Source organism: Amycolatopsis acididurans, assembly GCF_012328925.1.
GTDB lineage: Bacteria > Actinomycetota > Actinomycetes > Mycobacteriales > Pseudonocardiaceae > Amycolatopsis_E > Amycolatopsis_E acididurans.
The window spans coordinates 76,751-93,600 of the sequence record NZ_JAAXLS010000010.1; the positions used below are offsets into that span (position 1 = coordinate 76,751).

Sequence of the window (16,850 nt, forward strand, 5' to 3'; positions counted from 1 at the left end):
GGCGTGGACAGCGATCGCCGCCACTTTCGCGGAGCACATCCCGCCCTCGGTCACGCTCCGTGCGCCGGGCTCGCCGCTAGAGTCAAGTGTATGAGACGCAGGCAGCCGGCCCCGTTGCCGCAGCGCAACGGCCTCGACCCGGCCCGGATGAAGCTGCCTGCCGAGGGCCCGTGGGCCACCGTCCGCGACCACCTCGTGGAGCGCATTCCGCGCCTGCCGCCGCAGCGGCTCGACGAGATGCTCGCCGAGGAGCGCATCGTCGGGGTGGACGGGCCGGTCACCGCCGACACACCGTTCCTGCCCGGCGCGTTCATCTGGTTCCACCGCGATCTGCCCGAGGAGGTGCCGGTGCCGTTCCAGATCGGGATCGTGCACGCCGACGAGCACCTGGTCGTGGTCGACAAACCGCACTTCCTCGCCACCATCCCCCGCGGCAGGCACGTCCTGGAGACCGCACTCGTCCGGCTGCGCCGCGACCTCGGGCTGCCCGAGCTGAGCCCGGCGCACCGGCTCGACCGCGTCACGGCGGGGCTGCTCATGTTCGTCACCCGGCGCGAGAACCGCGGCAAGTACCAGACGTTGTTCCGCGACCGCGCTGTCGCCAAGGAATACGAGGCGATCGCGCCGCACGACCCCGGCCTCGAACTGCCGGCGACCGTGCGCAGCCGGATCGTCAAGGAACGCGGAACCATTACCGCACAAGAGGTCGCCGGCCCGGTCAACGCCGAGACGCGGGTCGAGCTGATCGAGCACGCCGAGGGCAGGGGCCGCTACCGGCTGGCACCCGCTACCGGGCGCACGCACCAGCTGCGGGTGCACATGAACCATCTCGGCATCCCGATTCTCGGCGATCGCTTCTACCCCACCGTCGTCGAGACACCGCTGGACGATTTCCGCAGGCCACTGCAGTTGCTCGCGAAGACGCTCGAGTTCACCGACCCGCTGACCGGCGAACGCCGCCGCTTCGAAAGCCGGCTGAAGCTCGGCGCATGGGTGTCCTATTCGGACTGGGCGGAATCGTGATCTCCTTGCTGTTCCGGAATTTTTCTTTTTGTGCTATGATGTTGTGCGCAGCGGCTAGTTTGGCTGTGTGAATTCCGGACCCTCCAGTACGGCGCTCACCGCGGCCGCAGCCCGCGCCGCGCATGCGCTCGTCGACGCCGAACCCCACATCTTCACCGATCCCCTCGCGGTCACCGTGCTCGGCGATCGGGCCGAGGAACTCCTCGCCTACCACAAGGTCAGCGGCGCGCATCCGGTCCTGCGGGGCGCACGCACGCAGGTGGTCGTCCGCAGCCATTACACCGAACGCCGCCTGGCACAGGCAGGCGCCGGCCAGTACGTCGTCCTCGGCGCCGGGCTCGACACCTTCGCCTACCGCAGCCACCTGTCCGTGCGTGTCTTCGAGGTGGACCACCCGGCGACACAGGCGTGGAAACGCGCCTGCCTCGACGCGGCCGGGATCTCCGCCGCGGTCTGCTACGTCGCGGTGGACCTGGAAACCGGATCGCTACTCGACGCGTTGCGACGCACCGGTTTTGACCCGAAAGCGCCCACTTTCGTGAGCTGGCTGGGCGTGACGATGTATCTGTCCGCGGACGCGCTGGCGAATAACCTGTCCGCACTGGCGCAGCTGGCCGAAGACACGCAACTGGTCGCGGACTACATGGTGCCGCCGCAGCTGCGCGACGAGGCCGGAAACGCGTACGCGGACGCCGTCGCGCCGATCGCGGCACAGGGCGGTGAACCGTGGCTCAGCTCGTTCACGCCGGAGGACATGGCCGGCTTACTGGCGCGGCACGGTTTCGGCGTGCTGGAGGACGTCGGCCAGCACCACGCCATCGACAACACGCTGTGGCGGCGTACCGACGGGCTCGCGCCGAGCACGCTCAGCAGGCTGGTGCACGCCACGCTCACTTCGACGCCTCGATGAGAAAGCGCTGCGACGGTACGGACTCGCCCTCGGCGAGCAGGTCGCCGAAATCTCGCGCTACTCGATTCCAGCATGGCGGAGCACGCGAAGCATCGCGTTTTCCTCCACCGACTCCGGATCGGGTTCCACGCAGGCGTCGAGCGCGCCGCGCAACGCGGCCTCGTCCAGGCCCATGCCGATGAACACCAGCCGCGTCTGCCGCGCTTCACCGGCCGCCCAGCGCGTCCGTTCGAACTCCAGCCACGGCCCGACGGTGTGCAGGACGAACTTCTGCCGGTGCGCGGGTAGTCCGAAGTAGACGAGCCCCTTGGCACGGTAGAGACCACGGGGTCTGCTGTCCAGCAAGCGCAGGAACTTGCGTGGATGCAGCGGCAGGTCCGAGACGAACTCGACGCTGGAGTACGCGGTGTGGAAGTGGTCGTGGTGATCGTCGTCGTGCTGGTCGCGCAGCAGTTCGTCCAGCGACATCTGCCGCGCCACCGGGATTTCCTCGCGCGCGACCGGTTCGAGCAGCAGGTCCAGCTCGATCCGGCCGTACGCGGCGGGCACGACGGGGCGGCCGTCGGCGAGTTCGTCCACCAGCGCGGTGACGCCGGCCCGTTCCGCCTCGTCGAGCCGGTCGATCTTGTTGAGCACCACCAGATCCGCGAACGCGAGGTGCTGGTCGAGTTCGGGATGCCGCTGCCGGGAGGCCTCGAACTCGGCCGCGTCGACCACCTCGACGAGTCCGCCGTAATGAATCCGATCGTGTGAACTCGACAACACCAGCCGCACGAGTTCGCGGGGTTCGGCCAGCCCGCTCGCCTCGATGACGATGACGTCCACATCGGCCTGTGCGAGCCGGTCCAGCATCTTGTCCAGCCCGCTCGCGTCGACCGCGCAGCACAGGCAGCCGTTTCCCAGTGACACCATGGAATCCACCTGGCCCGCCACCGACAACGCGTCCACGTTCACCGCGCCGAAGTCGTTGACGATCACTCCTATCGCGACATTGTGATCGCCACGCAGCAGGTGATTGAGCAAGGTGGTCTTGCCGGACCCGAGATAACCTGCGAGGACGATGACGGGAACCCGGTTACGCACGAGGAAAAAGGGTACCGGGTATCCGGCGAGGTTTGCCGCCACTACCCTCGGGGCACTCCGGATCATCTGTGTCGTAAAGCTGGAGTGCGTGTGTCCGAATCGAACGGCAAACTGAACCTCGAAGACGTCAACATCGCCGAGCCCGCGATGGTCAAACGCGCGGTCGGCGCGGCCGCGATCGGCAACATCACCGAGTGGTACGACTTCGGCGTCTACGGGTATCTGGCGACCACGATCCAGAAAGTGTTCTTTTCGGACCTCTCGCCCACGATGGGGACGATCGCGACTTTCGGCGTCTTCGCCGTGTCGTTCCTGATCCGTCCGTTCGGGAGCTTCATCTTCGGCCCGCTGGGCGACAAGATCGGCCGCAAACGCGTGCTCTCACTGACGGTCATCATGATGGCGGCGGGCACGTTCATCCTCGGCATCGTGCCCGGCTACGCGCAGATCGGGATCGCCGCCCCGGTGCTGGTGCTGCTCGCGCGGCTGTTGCAGGGCCTGTCCACCGGCGGTGAGTACGGCAACGCGATGACCTTCATCGCCGAGTACGCGCCGGACCGGCGCCGCGGCTTCTTCGGCAGCTGGCTGGAGTTCGGCACGCTGACCGGGTACGCGTTCGGCGCCACCATCGCGACCGTCCTCAGCACCGTGCTCAGCGCCGACCAGCTGGTGTCCTGGGGCTGGCGTATTCCGTTCCTGATCGCGCTGCCGCTCGGCGCCGTCGGCCTCTACCTGCGGCTGCGGCTGGAGGAGTCGCCCGCGTTCGCGTCGCTGAAGGCCAAGGAAGCGCAGCAGAAGCCGACCAAGTCGGAGTTCCGTTCGGTGTTCGTCGACTACTGGCCGGTGATGCTGCTGGTCGCAGGCCTGGTATTGGCCTGGAACGTCACCAACTACATGCTCACCAGCTACATCCCGACCTACCTGACCGACACGCTGCCCAAGCACGGCCAGCCGGGCGCCGGCGAGACGGCCTCGGAGGTGCTGCAGATCGTCGTGCTGGTCGTGCTGATGATCGTGATCACCTTCCTCGGCCGGCTGTCGGACCGGATCGGCCGCCGGAAGGTCGTCATGGCCGGGTGCGTCGCGCTGGTCGTGCTGTCGCTGCCGTCGGTGCTGCTGCTGCGGTCGGGTGGGGACACCGCGACGCTGATCGGGCTGCTGATCATGGGACTGACGCTGGTGTGCTTCTCCGCGGTACTGCCCTCGACGCTGCCCGCGATGTTCCCGACGCACATCCGCGCGGGCGGGCTGTCCATCGCGTTCAACATCTCGGTCTCGCTGTTCGGCGGCACCACCTCGACCGTGATGAGCGCGCTCGTCGCGGGCACCGGCGATCTGAACTGGCCCGCGTACTACCTGATGGGTGCCGGGGTGGTCGGCGCGATCTGCATCGTGCTGACCCGCGAGTCGGCGCGGCGGCCGCTGAGCGGATCGGCGCCCATCGTCACCAGCGAGGCAGAGGCGAGGGAGCTGGTGGCCGCGCAGCGCTGATCAATCGCGCATGTGCAGCCACGCCGCGATCGACAGCCCGGCCGCCCCGGCGAGCACGAGCAGCACGTTCGCGGTGACCAGGCCGAGCAGCAGCAGGGCGGCCGCGACGACGTCGGCGGCCGCCCTGCCCGCGCGGGCGCGCAACCGACCCGGCGGTGGCTCCCCCGCCGCCAGCGCCTTCTCGAACCGGGGGTCGGCCTCGCGGAACCAGGCCTCGATCTTCTCCAGCTCTCGCCGTTCGAACTGACTCAACATGCCCGATCACCCCGCGCCGCCGATGCTTCCCGTGCCAGCGTGGGTACCCGGCGGCGCGCCGCGAAACTCGCCCATGAGAAGTGTTAGCAGTACGCGCTGTCGGAATCGACACAGCCGTTTCGGGCGACAACCCACGTGATCGACAGGTAGATTCTGCGCCCGGGTGATCGCACCCGGATTCCGCGCAGGCCGGTGTTGCCTGCTTCTGCTTTGTCGAAAGGATTCCCAAGTTGCGGCGAACCATGCCGCCGATGCTTCGCGCGCTCGAAAATCGCAACTACCGCCTGTGGGCGGCCGCGGACCTGGTGTCGGTGACGGGCAGCTGGATGCAGGTGCTCGCCTTGAACTGGGTGGTACTCGAACGCACCGGATCGGCGACCTCGGTCGGTTTCTCGGTGCTGCTGAGCACGCTGCCCGCACTGTTGCTCGGACCGTGGGCGGGCGCGCTGGCCGACCGGTTCCCACCCCGGCGGCTCATCCTGGCCGGCGAGATGTTGCACCTGGTCACCGCGCTGCTGCTGGCGGCGATGGTGGGGCTGGACCTGCCACTGGCCGGGATCTACGGACTCACCGCGTTCGGCGGGTTGATCGGCGCGTTCGAAGGGCCCGCGCTCGGCCGCTTCGCCGGGCAGGTCGTGCCGAGGACCGACCTCGGCAACGCGCTGGCCTGGAACTCTGTCACCAACTCGGTCGGCAGGGTGCTGGGCATGAGCCTTGCCGGGGTGCTCGCCGCGCTGGTGGGCAACGCGCTGCTGTTCGTGGTCAACGCGGCGAGCTTCGTCGCGGTGCTGGTGGCGATCTTCGTGATGCGGCCCGCGGAGTTCCACCCGCTCGAGGTCAGCCCGCCGGAGCAGGCCGGGGTGCGGGCCGGGCTGCGGTACGTGGGCCGGAACCGCACGCTGCTCCTGCTGTTCGCGCTCGGGTTCGTGCTGTCCGCGCTGGGGCGCAACTACCAGGTCACGATGGCCGCGATGACCGAAGGACCGCTGCACGCGGGTGCCGCGGGATACGGCCTGCTGTCGGCGATCTTCGCGGTGGGCACGGTACTCGGCGGCCTCGTCGCGGCGCGGATTCCGGAACTGACCATTCCGGTGCTGCTCGGCGCGGGCGCGCTGACCAGCGCGTTGCAGGCGGTGAGCGGATACCTGCCGGGGCTGGTGGGATTCGCCGCGATGATCCTGCCGATCGCGGCGGGCGCGGTCGTGATCGACACGGCCAAGAGCACCCGCCTGCAACTGGACTCGCTGGAGGGGATGCGGGGCCGCGTGCTGTCCATCCACGGCGCGGTCGCGGCGGGCGCGGGTGCGCTCGGTGCGCCGCTGCTCGGCTGGTTGTGCGAGCAGGCCGGACCCGAGCAGGCGCTGCTGCTGGCCGGGCTCGTCACGTTGGCGGCGACCGGCCTGGCCGCCCTCGCCCTGCGCGGCCGCGTTCCGGAAGCCGAGCCGGCGGTCGCCGTGGCCGCGGAGGCTTAGGCCGCGTGGCCGGTCCAGCGGTGTCCGGTCCCGGAAATGAGCGGTACCCGCCGCACGTGCACCGTCACCCCGCCGGATACGCCTGCGCGAACGGCGGGCCGGGTTCGAGGGAGGTCAGGCGCCAGATGGTGGCCGACTCGTAGAAGTGGTCGTTGGCGATCAGGTCGAGGTGGCGCGGGTTCAGCACCGCCTCGGCTTCGGCGAGCGTGAGCCTGCGCTCCGGTTCGCCGAGGCCGTGCACCGCGCTGACGACGCTCATGACCGTGCCGGCCTCGACCGGTTCGGGATGGTTCGCGTGCAGCACCGTCCGGGGCGGCACGTCCGCGGTGACCAGGCCGGCGAGCAGGCGCGCGAGGTCGGCGACGTGGACCACCGACATGCGCGCGGAGTCGTCGGCGAGCCAGCCACCCAGCGCCTGACGCAGCCGGATCAGGCTGGGCACGAACCACTTGTCGCCCTCGCCGTAGACCAGATGCGGGCGCGCCACGACTCCCCCGGCGGCCAGCACGTGGCCCTCCGCGGCCAGGCGGCTGCTGCTGCGCGGCGAGACCGGGCGGCAGTCCAGTTCGTCGGGGCGCTCGCCGCGATGCGGGCCGAGGCCGTAGACCGCGGCCGTGCTCGCGTAGACGATCCGGCGCACTCCCGCGCGCCGCGCCTCGCCGACCAGCGCCTCCGTGCCGGCGTCGTTGACAACCGAACACCGTTCGGGATCATCCCCGACGTAGGACGCCGCGTGCACGAGCACGTCCACCCCGTCGCACAGTCCGGCCAAGCTCCGCGGATCGGCGAGGTCGGGTCGTCCCGGCCCGCGGACCAGCGTGGTCAGCGAGATTTCCGGCATACCGCGCAGTACGGCCGCCGTCGCGCCACCGATGAAACCGGTGGCCCCGGTCAGCAAAACCCTGTTCATCCGGCCCTTTCCGGTAGGACAATCATCGCGGATATTCTGAATCGGCTTCGGAAGAAACCAACCGACCGGTACTATTCATCACCGCACACCACGTCGGAGGGAGGGCATCGTGGCGAAGCAGGTTCGCTCGGAGGTCACCAGGGCGGCCATCGTCCGCGGCGCCGCCGAGGCATTCGACCGGTTCGGCTACGGGGCCACGAGCCTGTCCGACGTCATCGCACTCGCGGGTGTGACGAAGGGCGCGCTGTACTTCCACTTCAGCTCCAAACAGGAGCTCGCGCAGGCCGTGATCCGCCAGCAGCACGCGTGGTCGGTCGGCCCCGCCGTGCAACAACTGGAGGGCAACGCGCCCGGCCTGGAGACGGTGATCCAGCTTTCGCACCGGCTCGCGGGCCAGTTGCAGAACGATCCGATCGTCCGCGCCGGCATCCGGCTCACGATGGAGACCGGCACGTTCGACGCCGCGATGCCCGATCCCTACCAGGAATGGATCGACGCCACGACGGGGCTGCTGCAGCGTGCCGCCGAGGCGGGGGAACTGCGGCCGAACGTCCGGCCGGAGATGGTGGCCCGGTTCGCCTGTGGCGCGTTCACCGGCGTGCAGGTGCTGTCCCAGGTGCTCACCGGCCGCGCGGACCTGCGCGAGCGCGTGCAGGAGATGTGGGAGCTGCTGTTGCCCGGTCTCGTGCCGGAGCGCAAGCTGCCCTACTACCGGCGGATCGCCCGCGGGGCGACCGACCCCGAGGAAACCGTTACCCCGCAAGCGTGATCACACGCCGTCGGCCAGCGTCATCGTGCCCTCGGCGGCGATCTGCCCGCCCTGTTCGGCCCGCACCCGCAGAATCGTGCGGTCGCCTTGCTCCTCGTCACTGTCCAATCCGACCGCGCAACCGTCGGTGAGCTCGAGAAACCGGCCGAACGTCATATCGGCGGCCACCGGCTGCGCGTGCTGCCTGCCCAGCCGCAACCGCCCGGCCTGGCGCAGCGCCTCGAACACGAGCATTCCTGGCACGTGGTCCAGCGGATGATCGAACAGCACCGGATGGTCCACCGGCACGCGCACCGGCCACAGCCCCGGCTGCGCATCGTCGCCGACCACCACGTCCGCGGGATCGAGCAGGCCGACCTTGCCCGCTTCGACGGGATCGGGCTGGTTCGGCGGCGACGTGCCCGCCACGGCCGCGTCCTTGCGCAGTCGCGCGTAGAGCGCCGGTGCGACGCAGCGGACCACGCCGATGCCGGTCGCGACCGAACGGTCGTCGCGCCGGAAGTCCATATCGAACCGGATGCTGGTCTGTGCCTTTGTGCGCCGCCCCACGGTGCACGCGATCCGCACGATCACGTCGGCGGGCTCACGGCCGGCCGCGAGCCCCGCCGGGTCCACCTCGAACGCGAGGCGGTCCATCAGGAAGGCGTGCTCGTGCGGAATCTCGTATGCGACATGGGAGAGCAGGATTCCCGCCTGGCGCAACGTTTCCGCCACCAGCAACGGATCGTGCCGCCCGTCGCGTACGCGGTAGAGCCGGTGCCCGCGGGGCCATTGCGCGGCACATTCGAACGTGTCCGGACCGGCCGCACGCCAATCGGTGATCAGCACCTCCGCCACCGCGCGCCGGTGCACGAGCCCGCACGGCACACCCGACGCGAACGACAGAGGATTTCCCGCCTGTTCCCGGGAGATCACGGTCATGACGCCCCCTCCAGTGGTAAGACGTCGTCACCTTGACCGAACCACAAACCGACCGCAAGGTTTCACTCACCCTCAGCGGCCGCTGGTCAGCGTGCTCCTCACCCGATCGCTCCAGGCCGTTGCCCTATTCAGCCCAGTACCCTCTTAGTCCACCGTGACAGCGGGCCGTGGTTGACAAAACAGGGCGGTTGGTTTGTTATTGAGTCACGCGCCCACAACCGGGGACCGGAGGCCATGTCGAACGTGAAGCACGTCGCCTTTTTCGACGTCGACCGAGCGCTGGTCACGTGCCGCATCCTCACGTCGTTCCTCGACTGTGGACCCGTCGCGGACGAGCGCGAGCCCTACCGGCAGCTCGCCGGACGCACCATCACGGAGGTCGCCGCCGCGGGTGAGGCGTGGTTCGAGCGCAAGCTGGGCACCCGCCACCTGTTCCACCGGCCGCTGCTGCGCGCCTTCGACCGCCACCGCAACATGGGCCACCTGACGGTCCTGATGTCGAGCGCGTTCTCGGCCTGTCTCGACCCCATCGCCGAGTACGTCGGGGCGGACGTGGTGCTCGGGTCGGTGCCGGAGGTCTCCGGCGACGTCTACACCGGACGGCTGCTGCGGTTCCGTGACGGCATCGGCAAGGCCGAGGCCACCCGGGAACTGCTGGCGAACACCGGCATCCCGCGCTCTCGGGCCTACGCGTACGGCAACCACTCGTCCGACCTGGAAATGATGTCCACTGTGGACAATCCGGTGGTCGTCGGCTCGGACCCGGTACTGGCCGAGATGGTGCGCTTCCACTCGTGGCGCTGGGTGCGCGGCATCGAAGACATGGCCGGGGTTATGCAAACCCGCCCATAAAACACTTTCTTCTTGAACACAGAGTAGCCGCCGGACTGCATACAGCGATCACCTGATGGTGTCTTGGCTGGTCAGCCCGTTTTCGCTGAGCGTCTTCTGTGAATAGGCGCATTCGCCGCGAAATCCGCCCTACACTGAAAGGCGAGGGGCGTTGAACACCAGCCTCCTCCTCTGTCTCGCCCAGCGCTCACCTCCCCCCTCGGGGCGCTGGGCGTCCAGTGGTCCTCGGCGGGAACCCCCTGCCCCGCCGGGGACCCTCTTACCCCCTGCGAACACCGGCCACTTCGGGCAAGGTGTTGCTATGACTGGTCAGCGGGTCATGGTGGAGGTCGAGGGGCGCAGACTCGGCCTCACGAACCTGGAGAAGGTGCTCTACCCCAAGGCCGGGTTCACCAAGCGCGATGTGATCGACTACTACGCGAAGATCGCGCCGCTGATGCTGCCGCATCTGCGCAAGCGGCCCACCACGTTCCGCCGCTATCCCGAGGGCGTGGCGGCCGAACCGTTCTTCGAGAAGGACGTCGCCCGGCACGCGCCGGACTGGGTGCGCGTGGCCCGCATCGTCAGCCGCCGCGACGACGAGATCAACGCCTATCCGCTCATCGACGATCTGCCGACACTCGTGTGGGCGGCGAACCTCGCCGCACTCGAACTTCACGTTCCACAGTGGATGGTCGGTCCCAAGGACGCCAAGCGAAATCCGGATCTGCTCGTGTTCGATCTCGACCCCGGCGCGCCCGCGACCATCGTCGAATGCTGCCGCGTCGCCTGCCTGCTGCGTGAGCGGCTCACCGCCGACGGACTCGACGTCTACGCGAAAACCAGTGGCTCCAAAGGACTTCAGCTCTACTGCGCGATCCGTACCCGGCGTCCGGAGGCCACTTCCGAGTACGCCAAAGCACTTGCCGAGGAACTCGCGGCGGAACATCGCGACCTCATCGTGGCCGTGATGGCGAAGGCGATCCGGCCCGGCAAGGTGTTCATCGACTGGAGCCAGAACAACCCCGCCAAGACGACTGTGGCGCCGTACTCACTGCGCGGCCGCGAGCAGCCGACGGTGTCCACACCGGTCACCTGGGACGAGGTCGAGGCGTGCCGCCGCGTCGCCGATCTCACCTTCACCTCCGACGACGTCCTCGACCGCGCCGAGGAGTACGGCGACCTGTTCGCCCTCGGCAACCGCGCCGCGCTCCCCCGCGTCAGGTGAGTGCGTCCGCGGCGGGGACGCAGCCCGCCGTGGTCAGCTCCAGATTGGCCAGCGACGCGGCGTGCGTGGCCTCGTCCGCGGCGGCGGCGCAGTCACTGATCACGTGCACGGTGAAGCCCAGATCGGTGGCGTGACGAGCGGTCTGCTCGACGGTGAGATTCGTGGCCACCCCGGTCACGTACAGCGTCCCGATGCCGCGGGCGGCCAGCTCGTCGGCGAGCCCGTTGCCCGCCAGCCCGGACAGCTTCTGGTTGTCCACCACCAGATCCGGCTGACCGGCCATCTCCGGGATCAGCTGTGAACCGCCGGCATCGGGCCGGAAGGACTGCTGCGCCTCGCCGACGGCGCGCATGAACCCGGTGTTGCGGACCAGAGCGCCTTCGCCCTCCGGGATCGTGAACCGCGTGAAGATCAGCGGCAGCCCGGCCCGCGCCGCCGCCTCGTGGAAGGCCACCGCACGCGGCAGGACTCCGCTGCGCGCGACGGGTTCGGCGAGCATGCCGCCGAAGAACCCCTCCGGCTTGATCACGTTGACCTGCCAGTGCAGTGCGAGCACCGCTCGTCGTTCGCTCGTCATGCCCCGATCCTGCCGGATCAGTGCCGTGCGCGCGGCCGCAACCGGACGCCGGGCAGTGCGGGCGCGGGGATGCGCTCGCCGCCGTGCCCCGCGACGACGCCGAAACCGCCGTCCTCCCAGCGCTCCCGCGCGGCGGCGATCTCCTCGTGGCTGCGGCCGACGAAGTTCCACCACATCACGAGTTCCTCGGGGAAGGGCTCACCGCCCAGCAGCACGGCACGGGCGTTCCCGGACGCGGAGACGACCACCTCGTCGCGTCCGGTGCCCAGATACAGCAGCGGCCCACGGCTCAGCGCGACGCCCGCGACGTCGAGCGTGCCCTCCACGAGCAGCAGCGCGTACTCGAAGTCCGGGCGCAGTGGCAGCGCGGCCCTGCCGGTGACCGCGAGCTCGGCGCCGACGATCGGTGTGTGCGCCGTGGCCGGCGAAACGGTGCCGCCGAGCGCGCCCATGAACACCGTCGCCGTGCAGCCGTCGCTGGCGTGCCGCGGCAGTTCGGTGTGCTGCTCGAACGCGGGCCCGGCGCCGGCCCGGCCGGCGGGCAGCGCGACCCACAGCTGCAACGCGTCCAGCAACGGTTCGTCGCCGAGGGAGAACTCGGAGTGCGCCACGCCCTCGCCCGCCGTCATCAGGTTCAGCTGGCCGGGCCGCACGATCACGTCCGAGCCAAGGGTGTCGCGGTGCCGGATCTCGCCAGCGAACGGCCACGTCACGGTCTGCAGCCCGGTGTGCGGATGTGGCAGTACGCGCATGTCGGTGCGCTGCGGGCCGAACCTGTCGAGAAAGCACCACGCGCCGACCGTGGTCAGCGCCCGCTGCGGCAGCACCCGCTCGACGCGCATGCCGCCGCGGATGCCACCCAGTGGCACCTCGCGCGGCTGGAACAGCTGTGCGGCGGGGCTGCCCTCCGGCGCCGCGTGGCAGGGCGTCACCGCGGGATGGGTTTCGAGGTTGCTCACTGCCGCGCCTCGGGTGGCCAGTGGACGTGCTCGGCGTACTCGGGGTGCTTCTTGAGGTAGGCGGCGATGAACGGGCATTCCGGCACGATCGTCAGCCCGCGCTCCACCGCGTCGTCGAGCGCACCGGCCGCGATGACCCGGCCGAAGCCGCGCCCGCCGAAGGCCTCGCCGACCTCGGTGTGCGTGAACACGATGCGTTCGCCCTGCGTCCGGTACTCGGCGATGCCCGCGAGCTCCTCGTCCGCCCACAGCTCGTACCGGCCCTGCTCGTCGTTGCGGACCACTTTCGGTTCCATGCCCACGATGATGACACACCCGCCCGCGAACAAATAACCAACGCAATAGACCGTAAAACACGGCGTCAATTAGCTTCCGGATAGCCGGTATTAATACCGGCAGTGCGCGGATCCGGAGACATTACATTTCACACCGAAGAAGTGAAACGCTGTACCGAGCGTGCACACGAAAGCGCTTTCAGACAGCTTTTCGTCACGCTGAGCAGAACGTTGTACAACGAGTTGATCAACCGTCACGCATTGCCACGACCAGTGCATAAGCGCGCGGGATCCCTTGCTTGACAAGAACGATCGCCATGCGGAAGTCTCTGCTCGCTCTGCTTGCGGTCGGGGGGCAGGAATTTCGAATTCACTGAAGAATCGGGCAGCTCGCACAATGCGTGAAACCAACTCGGCACGGCGATCGGGGAGCGTCGCCTGGCCACCCGGAGGCTGGAGCCTTCGCACGAAGGTCTCCGTCGTCCTGCTTCTTCCGGTGATCGTCGCGGTCACGCTCGCCGGCGTGCGGATCAGGGGCGAGGTGAGCGAGGCGGGCAACCTCAGCGCCGTCCGCGACCGGCTGCCGGTGCTGCGCGAGACGATCGATCTCGCCGACCTGATCGGGCAGGAGATGATCGCGGCCGCCAAGGGCGGTGCCGCGCCCGCGCAGCAGATCGACGCGGTCAACGCCAAGATCGCGCAGGTCCAGCGGGACGCCGACTTCGCGGGGCTGCCCGCCGACACCGACCGGGTGCTGAACACGACGCTGGGCAGGCTCAGCGGCCTGCGCAGTGGCGGGGCCGGCGCCGATCCGACCACCCGCGCGACCGGGTACCGCGACGTCATCAAGGCGCTCAGCGACGTCGTGCCGGGCGTGATCGCCGCGTCCGACCGGCTCGACCTCGACGGCGAGGCGGACACCGCGCGCTCACTCGTGCAATTGCGCGCGGCGCTCGCGGTGCAGGAATCGTTGCTGCGCACGGCGCCCACTGACACCGTCGTCGCGCTGCCCAACGTGGCGCAGGCGATCGCGGAGAGCCAGGTGATCGGCGACCGGGTGCGCCAGCAGCTCGATGCGGGCACCGCCGCGCGCTTCGCCGACGCGGTCGAGCCGACCACCGAACGGCAGCGCGTGCTGCGTCAGGTGCTCGCGGGTGGCAGCCCGGCGCAGCTGAACCAGCTGCTGCTGCCGATCGCCACCGAAAGCGCCGCACTCGGCGGGCTGCTGACCGATCTGACCGCCAGGCTGTCGGACTCGCTGGAGGCGCTGACCAACGACGCCAGGTCCACGGCGTTGCGGGACACCGCGCTCGTGCTCGGGGCGTTGCTCGGCGCGCTGGCCGTCGCGTTGCTGATGGCGCGGTCCCTGCTCTCGCCGATGCGGCGCCTGCACGCCGCCGCACTCACCGCCGCGCACCAGCGCCTTCCGGACACGATCACCCGGGTGCGCAAGGGCGAGCCGGTTTCCTGGGACACGATCGAGCCCGTCGGCGTCGAGACCGGCGAGGAGATCGGCCAGCTGGCACGAGCCTTCGACGAGATGCAGCGGCAGGCGGTGCGGCTCGCGGGCGAGCAGGCCGAACTGCGCAAGCAGGTCAGCGAGATGTTCATGACGCTGGCCCGGCGCAGCCAGTCGATGGTCGAAATGCAGCTGACCGTCCTGGAGGGGCTGGAATCCGACGAGCGGGATCCGCATCGGCTGGACGAGCTGTTCCGGGTCGACCATCTCGCCACCCGGCTGCGCCGCAACGGCGAGAACCTGCAGGTGCTCGCGGGCGGCAGCCCGGCAAGAGCCGACACCGGGCCGGTCTCGATGGTCGAGGTGCTGCGCGGAGCGACCTCGGAGGTCAAGGACTACCGGCGGATTTCGCTGGTCAACGTGCCGGGCGGCGCGGTGCGCTCGCAAGCGGCCGCGGACATCGTGCACATTCTCGCCGAGTTGCTGGAGAACGCGACGAGGTTCTCGCCGCCGGAGGAGAAGGTCGTGCTGACCGCCGACCGGGGCGCCGACGGCGGGCTGCTCGTCGAGGTCGTCGATCACGGGCTCGGCATGGCGCCCGAGGACCTCGACGCCGCCAACCAGCGGCTCGCGGCCGCCGGCGACATCGTGGGCCCGGAAACGGCGCGGCGGATGGGCCTGTTCGTGGTGGGGCGGCTCGCGGCGCCGCACGGCATCATCGTGCGGCTGCGGACGACGATGAGCCGCGCCGGGCGGTCGGGGGTCACCGCGAGCGTGCACGTGCCGGGCGAGCTGATCCTCGCCGACAGCGGGCCACGGCGGCAGCAGCCGGTGGTCAACGGCGTGGGCTACGAGGCGGAGACACCCCAGCAGCACGCTCCCGCGAACGGTGCGCACCACGAGCCCGCGCCGACCCCGATCTTCGAACGCGTCATGACGAACTGGTTCACCGCGAACCCACCGGACCTCGCCGAACCCGCGCCGCCCTCGGTGAACTGGCTCTCGGCAGGCGACGAGGCGAGACGAGCCGCGGAAAGCGCTCTCCGGCAGCCCGCGGCCGCCACCGCGCCACGGTCGGGCCTGCCGACGCGCAAGCCCGGCGCGCAGCTCGCGCCCGGCGCGGCGGCCTCACGGCCGGACAAGCCGGAACGCGGCGGCTTCCGCGATCCGGCGGCGGTCCGCAACAACCTGTCCAGGCATTACAACGGGATGCGGGCGGCGAGGCAGCGCACCGCACAGCAGTCCCCGGCTTCCGGCGCGGGCCCACACCCGCGAAAATCTGAGGAGGGATCGTGACCAGCTCACCCACCGCCGCCCCGTCCCCGACCTGGCTCGTGTCGGCGTTCGCCGAGGAGGTCGCGGGCGTCTCGCACGCGGCGCTGGTGTCGGCCGACGGGCTGCTCGTCGCCGCTTCGGAGAGCCTGCCGCGAGACCGTGCCGACCAGCTCTCCGCGATCGCGTCCGGGCTGTCCAGCCTGTCGCTCGGAACCGCCGAACTCTTCTCCGCCGGCCGCGTCGTGCAGTCGGTGATCGAGATGGAGGAAGGGTTCCTGCTGCTGATGAGCGTCGGCGACGGATCGAACCTCGTCGTGCTGGCGAGCCCCGGTTGCGACATCGGCCTCGTCGGCTACGAGATGACGTTGTTGGTGGACCGGGTCGGCAAGGTGGTCGACACCCCGCTGCGGGCGGGTTCCGGCAGGCGGGACCGTGAGTGACCAGGACAGACCGCGGCCCGGTCCCTCGTTCGCGCGTCCTTATGCCTGGACAGAGGGCCGGACCCGGCCTGCCGTCGAACTCGCTATCGAAGCTTTGGTCCAGACCACTGTCGAAGGCAGGGCGGTTCCGCCCAATCGGGCGAGCCCGCTGTCCTCGGTGACCCAGCTGTGCTTGCAGCCCCGCTCGATCGCGGAAATAGCGGCCCATCTTTCCGTGCCGCTGCAAGTCGCTAGGGTGCTCGTCGGCGATCTCCTCAACGCGCGTCTGGTAATCGTGCGTGACACGCTGAGTGAGCACGCCACTTGGGATGAGCGCCACGAACTGCTGGAAAGGGTCCTCAGTGGACTACGGACACTTTGACAGAGACGAAGCCGGCATCACGTCGGCGAAAATCATCATCGCTGGTGGTTTCGGTTCAGGAAAGACGACGTTCGTCGGCACCCTGTCCGAGATCAAGCCGTTGCGCACCGAGGCGACGATGACGGCGGCGAGTATCGGCATCGACGAGACCGCCGCCGTGCCCAGCAAGACCTCCACCACCGTCGCGATGGACTTCGGCCGGATCAGCCTCGGCGGTGACCTGGTGCTTTACCTGTTCGGCACGCCGGGCCAGCATCGCTTCTGGTTCATGTGGGACGACCTGGTGCACGGCGCGATCGGTGCCGTCGTGCTGGTCGACACGCGCAGGCTGGCGGACTGCTTCGCGGCGATCGACTTCTTCGAGTCACGCGGGCTTCCGTTCATCATCGCGATCAACCGTTTCGAGAACACTCACGAGCACCCGACCGAGGACGTGCGCGCCGCGCTCGCGATCGACTCGCGGATCCCGATCATCCCCTGCGACGCCCGTTCGGCGCAGTCGGCCAAGCAGGCACTGATCGTGGCCACCGAGCACGCCATGTCCCGGCTGGGGGCGTCCATCCCGTAGTCAGGAGTCCCCCCGGTGGATACGAACCACGCTCAGCACTTCG

The 16,850-nt window shown here is 69.4% G+C and carries 18 protein-coding genes; 11 read left to right on the forward strand and 7 right to left on the reverse strand.

Features of this window, described 5'->3' with window-relative positions; translation table 11 throughout:
- Positions 1-90 precede the first annotated feature (90 nt).
- Positions 91-1,023: an RluA family pseudouridine synthase gene (locus HFP15_RS17150; protein ID WP_168516686.1), complete on the forward strand. Its 933-nt coding sequence runs from the start codon at positions 91-93 to the stop codon at positions 1,021-1,023.
- A 67-nt stretch (positions 1,024-1,090) separates the two neighbouring features.
- Entirely contained in the window at positions 1,091-1,933 is an 843-nt protein-coding gene (locus HFP15_RS17155) for a class I SAM-dependent methyltransferase (RefSeq protein ID WP_168516688.1), read from the forward strand.
- A 57-nt stretch (positions 1,934-1,990) separates the two neighbouring features.
- Here the strand turns inward: HFP15_RS17155 and HFP15_RS17160 are convergent, their stop codons facing one another.
- Positions 1,991-3,016 (reverse strand): CobW family GTP-binding protein, encoded by a 1,026-nt coding sequence (locus tag HFP15_RS17160; protein ID WP_312871626.1) that lies wholly within the window; start codon positions 3,014-3,016, stop codon positions 1,991-1,993.
- Positions 3,017-3,106: 90 nt separating this feature from the next.
- Between HFP15_RS17160 and HFP15_RS17165 the strand changes: the two genes are divergently transcribed.
- A complete protein-coding gene (locus HFP15_RS17165) occupies positions 3,107-4,507 on the forward strand; it encodes an MFS transporter (protein ID WP_446680247.1) in 1,401 nt (466 codons plus the stop codon).
- Here HFP15_RS17165 and HFP15_RS17170 read toward each other — a convergent pair whose 3' ends face one another.
- Positions 4,508-4,762, reverse strand: a complete 255-nt coding sequence (locus HFP15_RS17170; RefSeq protein ID WP_168516692.1) for a DUF3040 domain-containing protein — start codon at positions 4,760-4,762, stop codon at positions 4,508-4,510.
- A gap of 251 nt (positions 4,763-5,013) precedes the next feature.
- Here HFP15_RS17170 and HFP15_RS17175 point away from each other — a divergent pair, with 251 nt between their 5' ends.
- The gene (locus HFP15_RS17175; RefSeq protein WP_168516965.1) at positions 5,014-6,234 is read left to right on the forward strand and encodes an MFS transporter; all 1,221 of its coding nucleotides are present in this window, start codon (positions 5,014-5,016) and stop codon (positions 6,232-6,234) included.
- 64 nt (positions 6,235-6,298) lie between these two features.
- On the opposite strand, the gene HFP15_RS17180 is transcribed toward HFP15_RS17175, so the two are convergent.
- Positions 6,299-7,144, reverse strand: a complete 846-nt coding sequence (locus HFP15_RS17180; protein ID WP_168516694.1) for an NAD-dependent epimerase/dehydratase family protein — start codon at positions 7,142-7,144, stop codon at positions 6,299-6,301.
- A 109-nt stretch (positions 7,145-7,253) separates the two neighbouring features.
- On the opposite strand from HFP15_RS17180, the gene HFP15_RS17185 reads away from it, so the two are divergent.
- The gene (locus HFP15_RS17185) at positions 7,254-7,913 is read left to right on the forward strand and encodes a ScbR family autoregulator-binding transcription factor (protein ID WP_168516696.1); all 660 of its coding nucleotides are present in this window, start codon (positions 7,254-7,256) and stop codon (positions 7,911-7,913) included.
- Here the strand turns inward: HFP15_RS17185 and HFP15_RS17190 are convergent, their stop codons facing one another.
- Complete coding sequence (locus tag HFP15_RS17190; RefSeq protein ID WP_168516698.1) at positions 7,914-8,834, reverse strand: ScbA/BarX family gamma-butyrolactone biosynthesis protein; 921 nt, start codon at positions 8,832-8,834, stop codon at positions 7,914-7,916.
- 234 nt (positions 8,835-9,068) lie between these two features.
- On the opposite strand from HFP15_RS17190, the gene HFP15_RS17195 reads away from it, so the two are divergent.
- Positions 9,069-9,686 carry an HAD family hydrolase gene (locus HFP15_RS17195; RefSeq protein ID WP_168516700.1) on the forward strand — a complete coding sequence of 206 codons (618 nt, stop codon included), beginning with the start codon at positions 9,069-9,071 and terminating at the stop codon, positions 9,684-9,686.
- Positions 9,687-9,987: 301 nt separating this feature from the next.
- Positions 9,988-10,893, forward strand: a complete 906-nt coding sequence (gene ligD / locus HFP15_RS17200) for a non-homologous end-joining DNA ligase (RefSeq protein ID WP_168516702.1) — start codon at positions 9,988-9,990, stop codon at positions 10,891-10,893.
- Here ligD and HFP15_RS17205 read toward each other — a convergent pair.
- The 3 genes from HFP15_RS17205 to HFP15_RS17215 are packed head-to-tail and all read right to left on the reverse strand — an operon-like array spanning position 10,886 to position 12,725.
- Positions 10,886-11,470 carry a cysteine hydrolase family protein gene (locus HFP15_RS17205; protein ID WP_168516704.1) on the reverse strand — a complete coding sequence of 195 codons (585 nt, stop codon included), beginning with the start codon at positions 11,468-11,470 and terminating at the stop codon, positions 10,886-10,888. The genes ligD and HFP15_RS17205 overlap by 8 nt on opposite strands.
- Before the next feature lie 17 nt (positions 11,471-11,487).
- Positions 11,488-12,429, reverse strand: coding sequence for a pirin family protein (locus tag HFP15_RS17210; protein WP_168516706.1), 942 nt, complete (start codon positions 12,427-12,429; stop codon positions 11,488-11,490).
- On the reverse strand, positions 12,426-12,725 hold the full coding sequence (locus HFP15_RS17215; RefSeq protein ID WP_210717366.1) for a GNAT family N-acetyltransferase: 300 nt from the start codon (positions 12,723-12,725) through the stop codon (positions 12,426-12,428). The genes HFP15_RS17210 and HFP15_RS17215 overlap by 4 nt, the downstream gene beginning before the upstream one ends.
- A 376-nt stretch (positions 12,726-13,101) precedes the next feature.
- Here HFP15_RS17215 and HFP15_RS17220 point away from each other — a divergent pair, with 376 nt between their 5' ends.
- Genes HFP15_RS17220 through HFP15_RS17235 form a run of 4 tightly spaced genes read left to right on the forward strand, consistent with a single transcriptional unit; the run spans position 13,102 to position 16,807 of the window.
- Positions 13,102-15,459, forward strand: a complete 2,358-nt coding sequence (locus tag HFP15_RS17220; RefSeq protein WP_168516710.1) for a sensor histidine kinase — start codon at positions 13,102-13,104, stop codon at positions 15,457-15,459.
- Positions 15,456-15,878, forward strand: a complete 423-nt coding sequence (locus HFP15_RS17225) for a roadblock/LC7 domain-containing protein (protein ID WP_168516712.1) — start codon at positions 15,456-15,458, stop codon at positions 15,876-15,878. The genes HFP15_RS17220 and HFP15_RS17225 overlap by 4 nt, the downstream gene beginning before the upstream one ends.
- Positions 15,871-16,239, forward strand: coding sequence for a DUF742 domain-containing protein (locus HFP15_RS17230; RefSeq protein ID WP_168516714.1), 369 nt, complete (start codon positions 15,871-15,873; stop codon positions 16,237-16,239). Before HFP15_RS17225 ends, HFP15_RS17230 begins: the two co-directional genes overlap by 8 nt.
- Positions 16,220-16,807, forward strand: a complete 588-nt coding sequence (locus HFP15_RS17235) for a GTP-binding protein (protein ID WP_312871627.1) — start codon at positions 16,220-16,222, stop codon at positions 16,805-16,807. The genes HFP15_RS17230 and HFP15_RS17235 overlap by 20 nt, the downstream gene beginning before the upstream one ends.
- Positions 16,808-16,850: the final 43 nt, after the last annotated feature.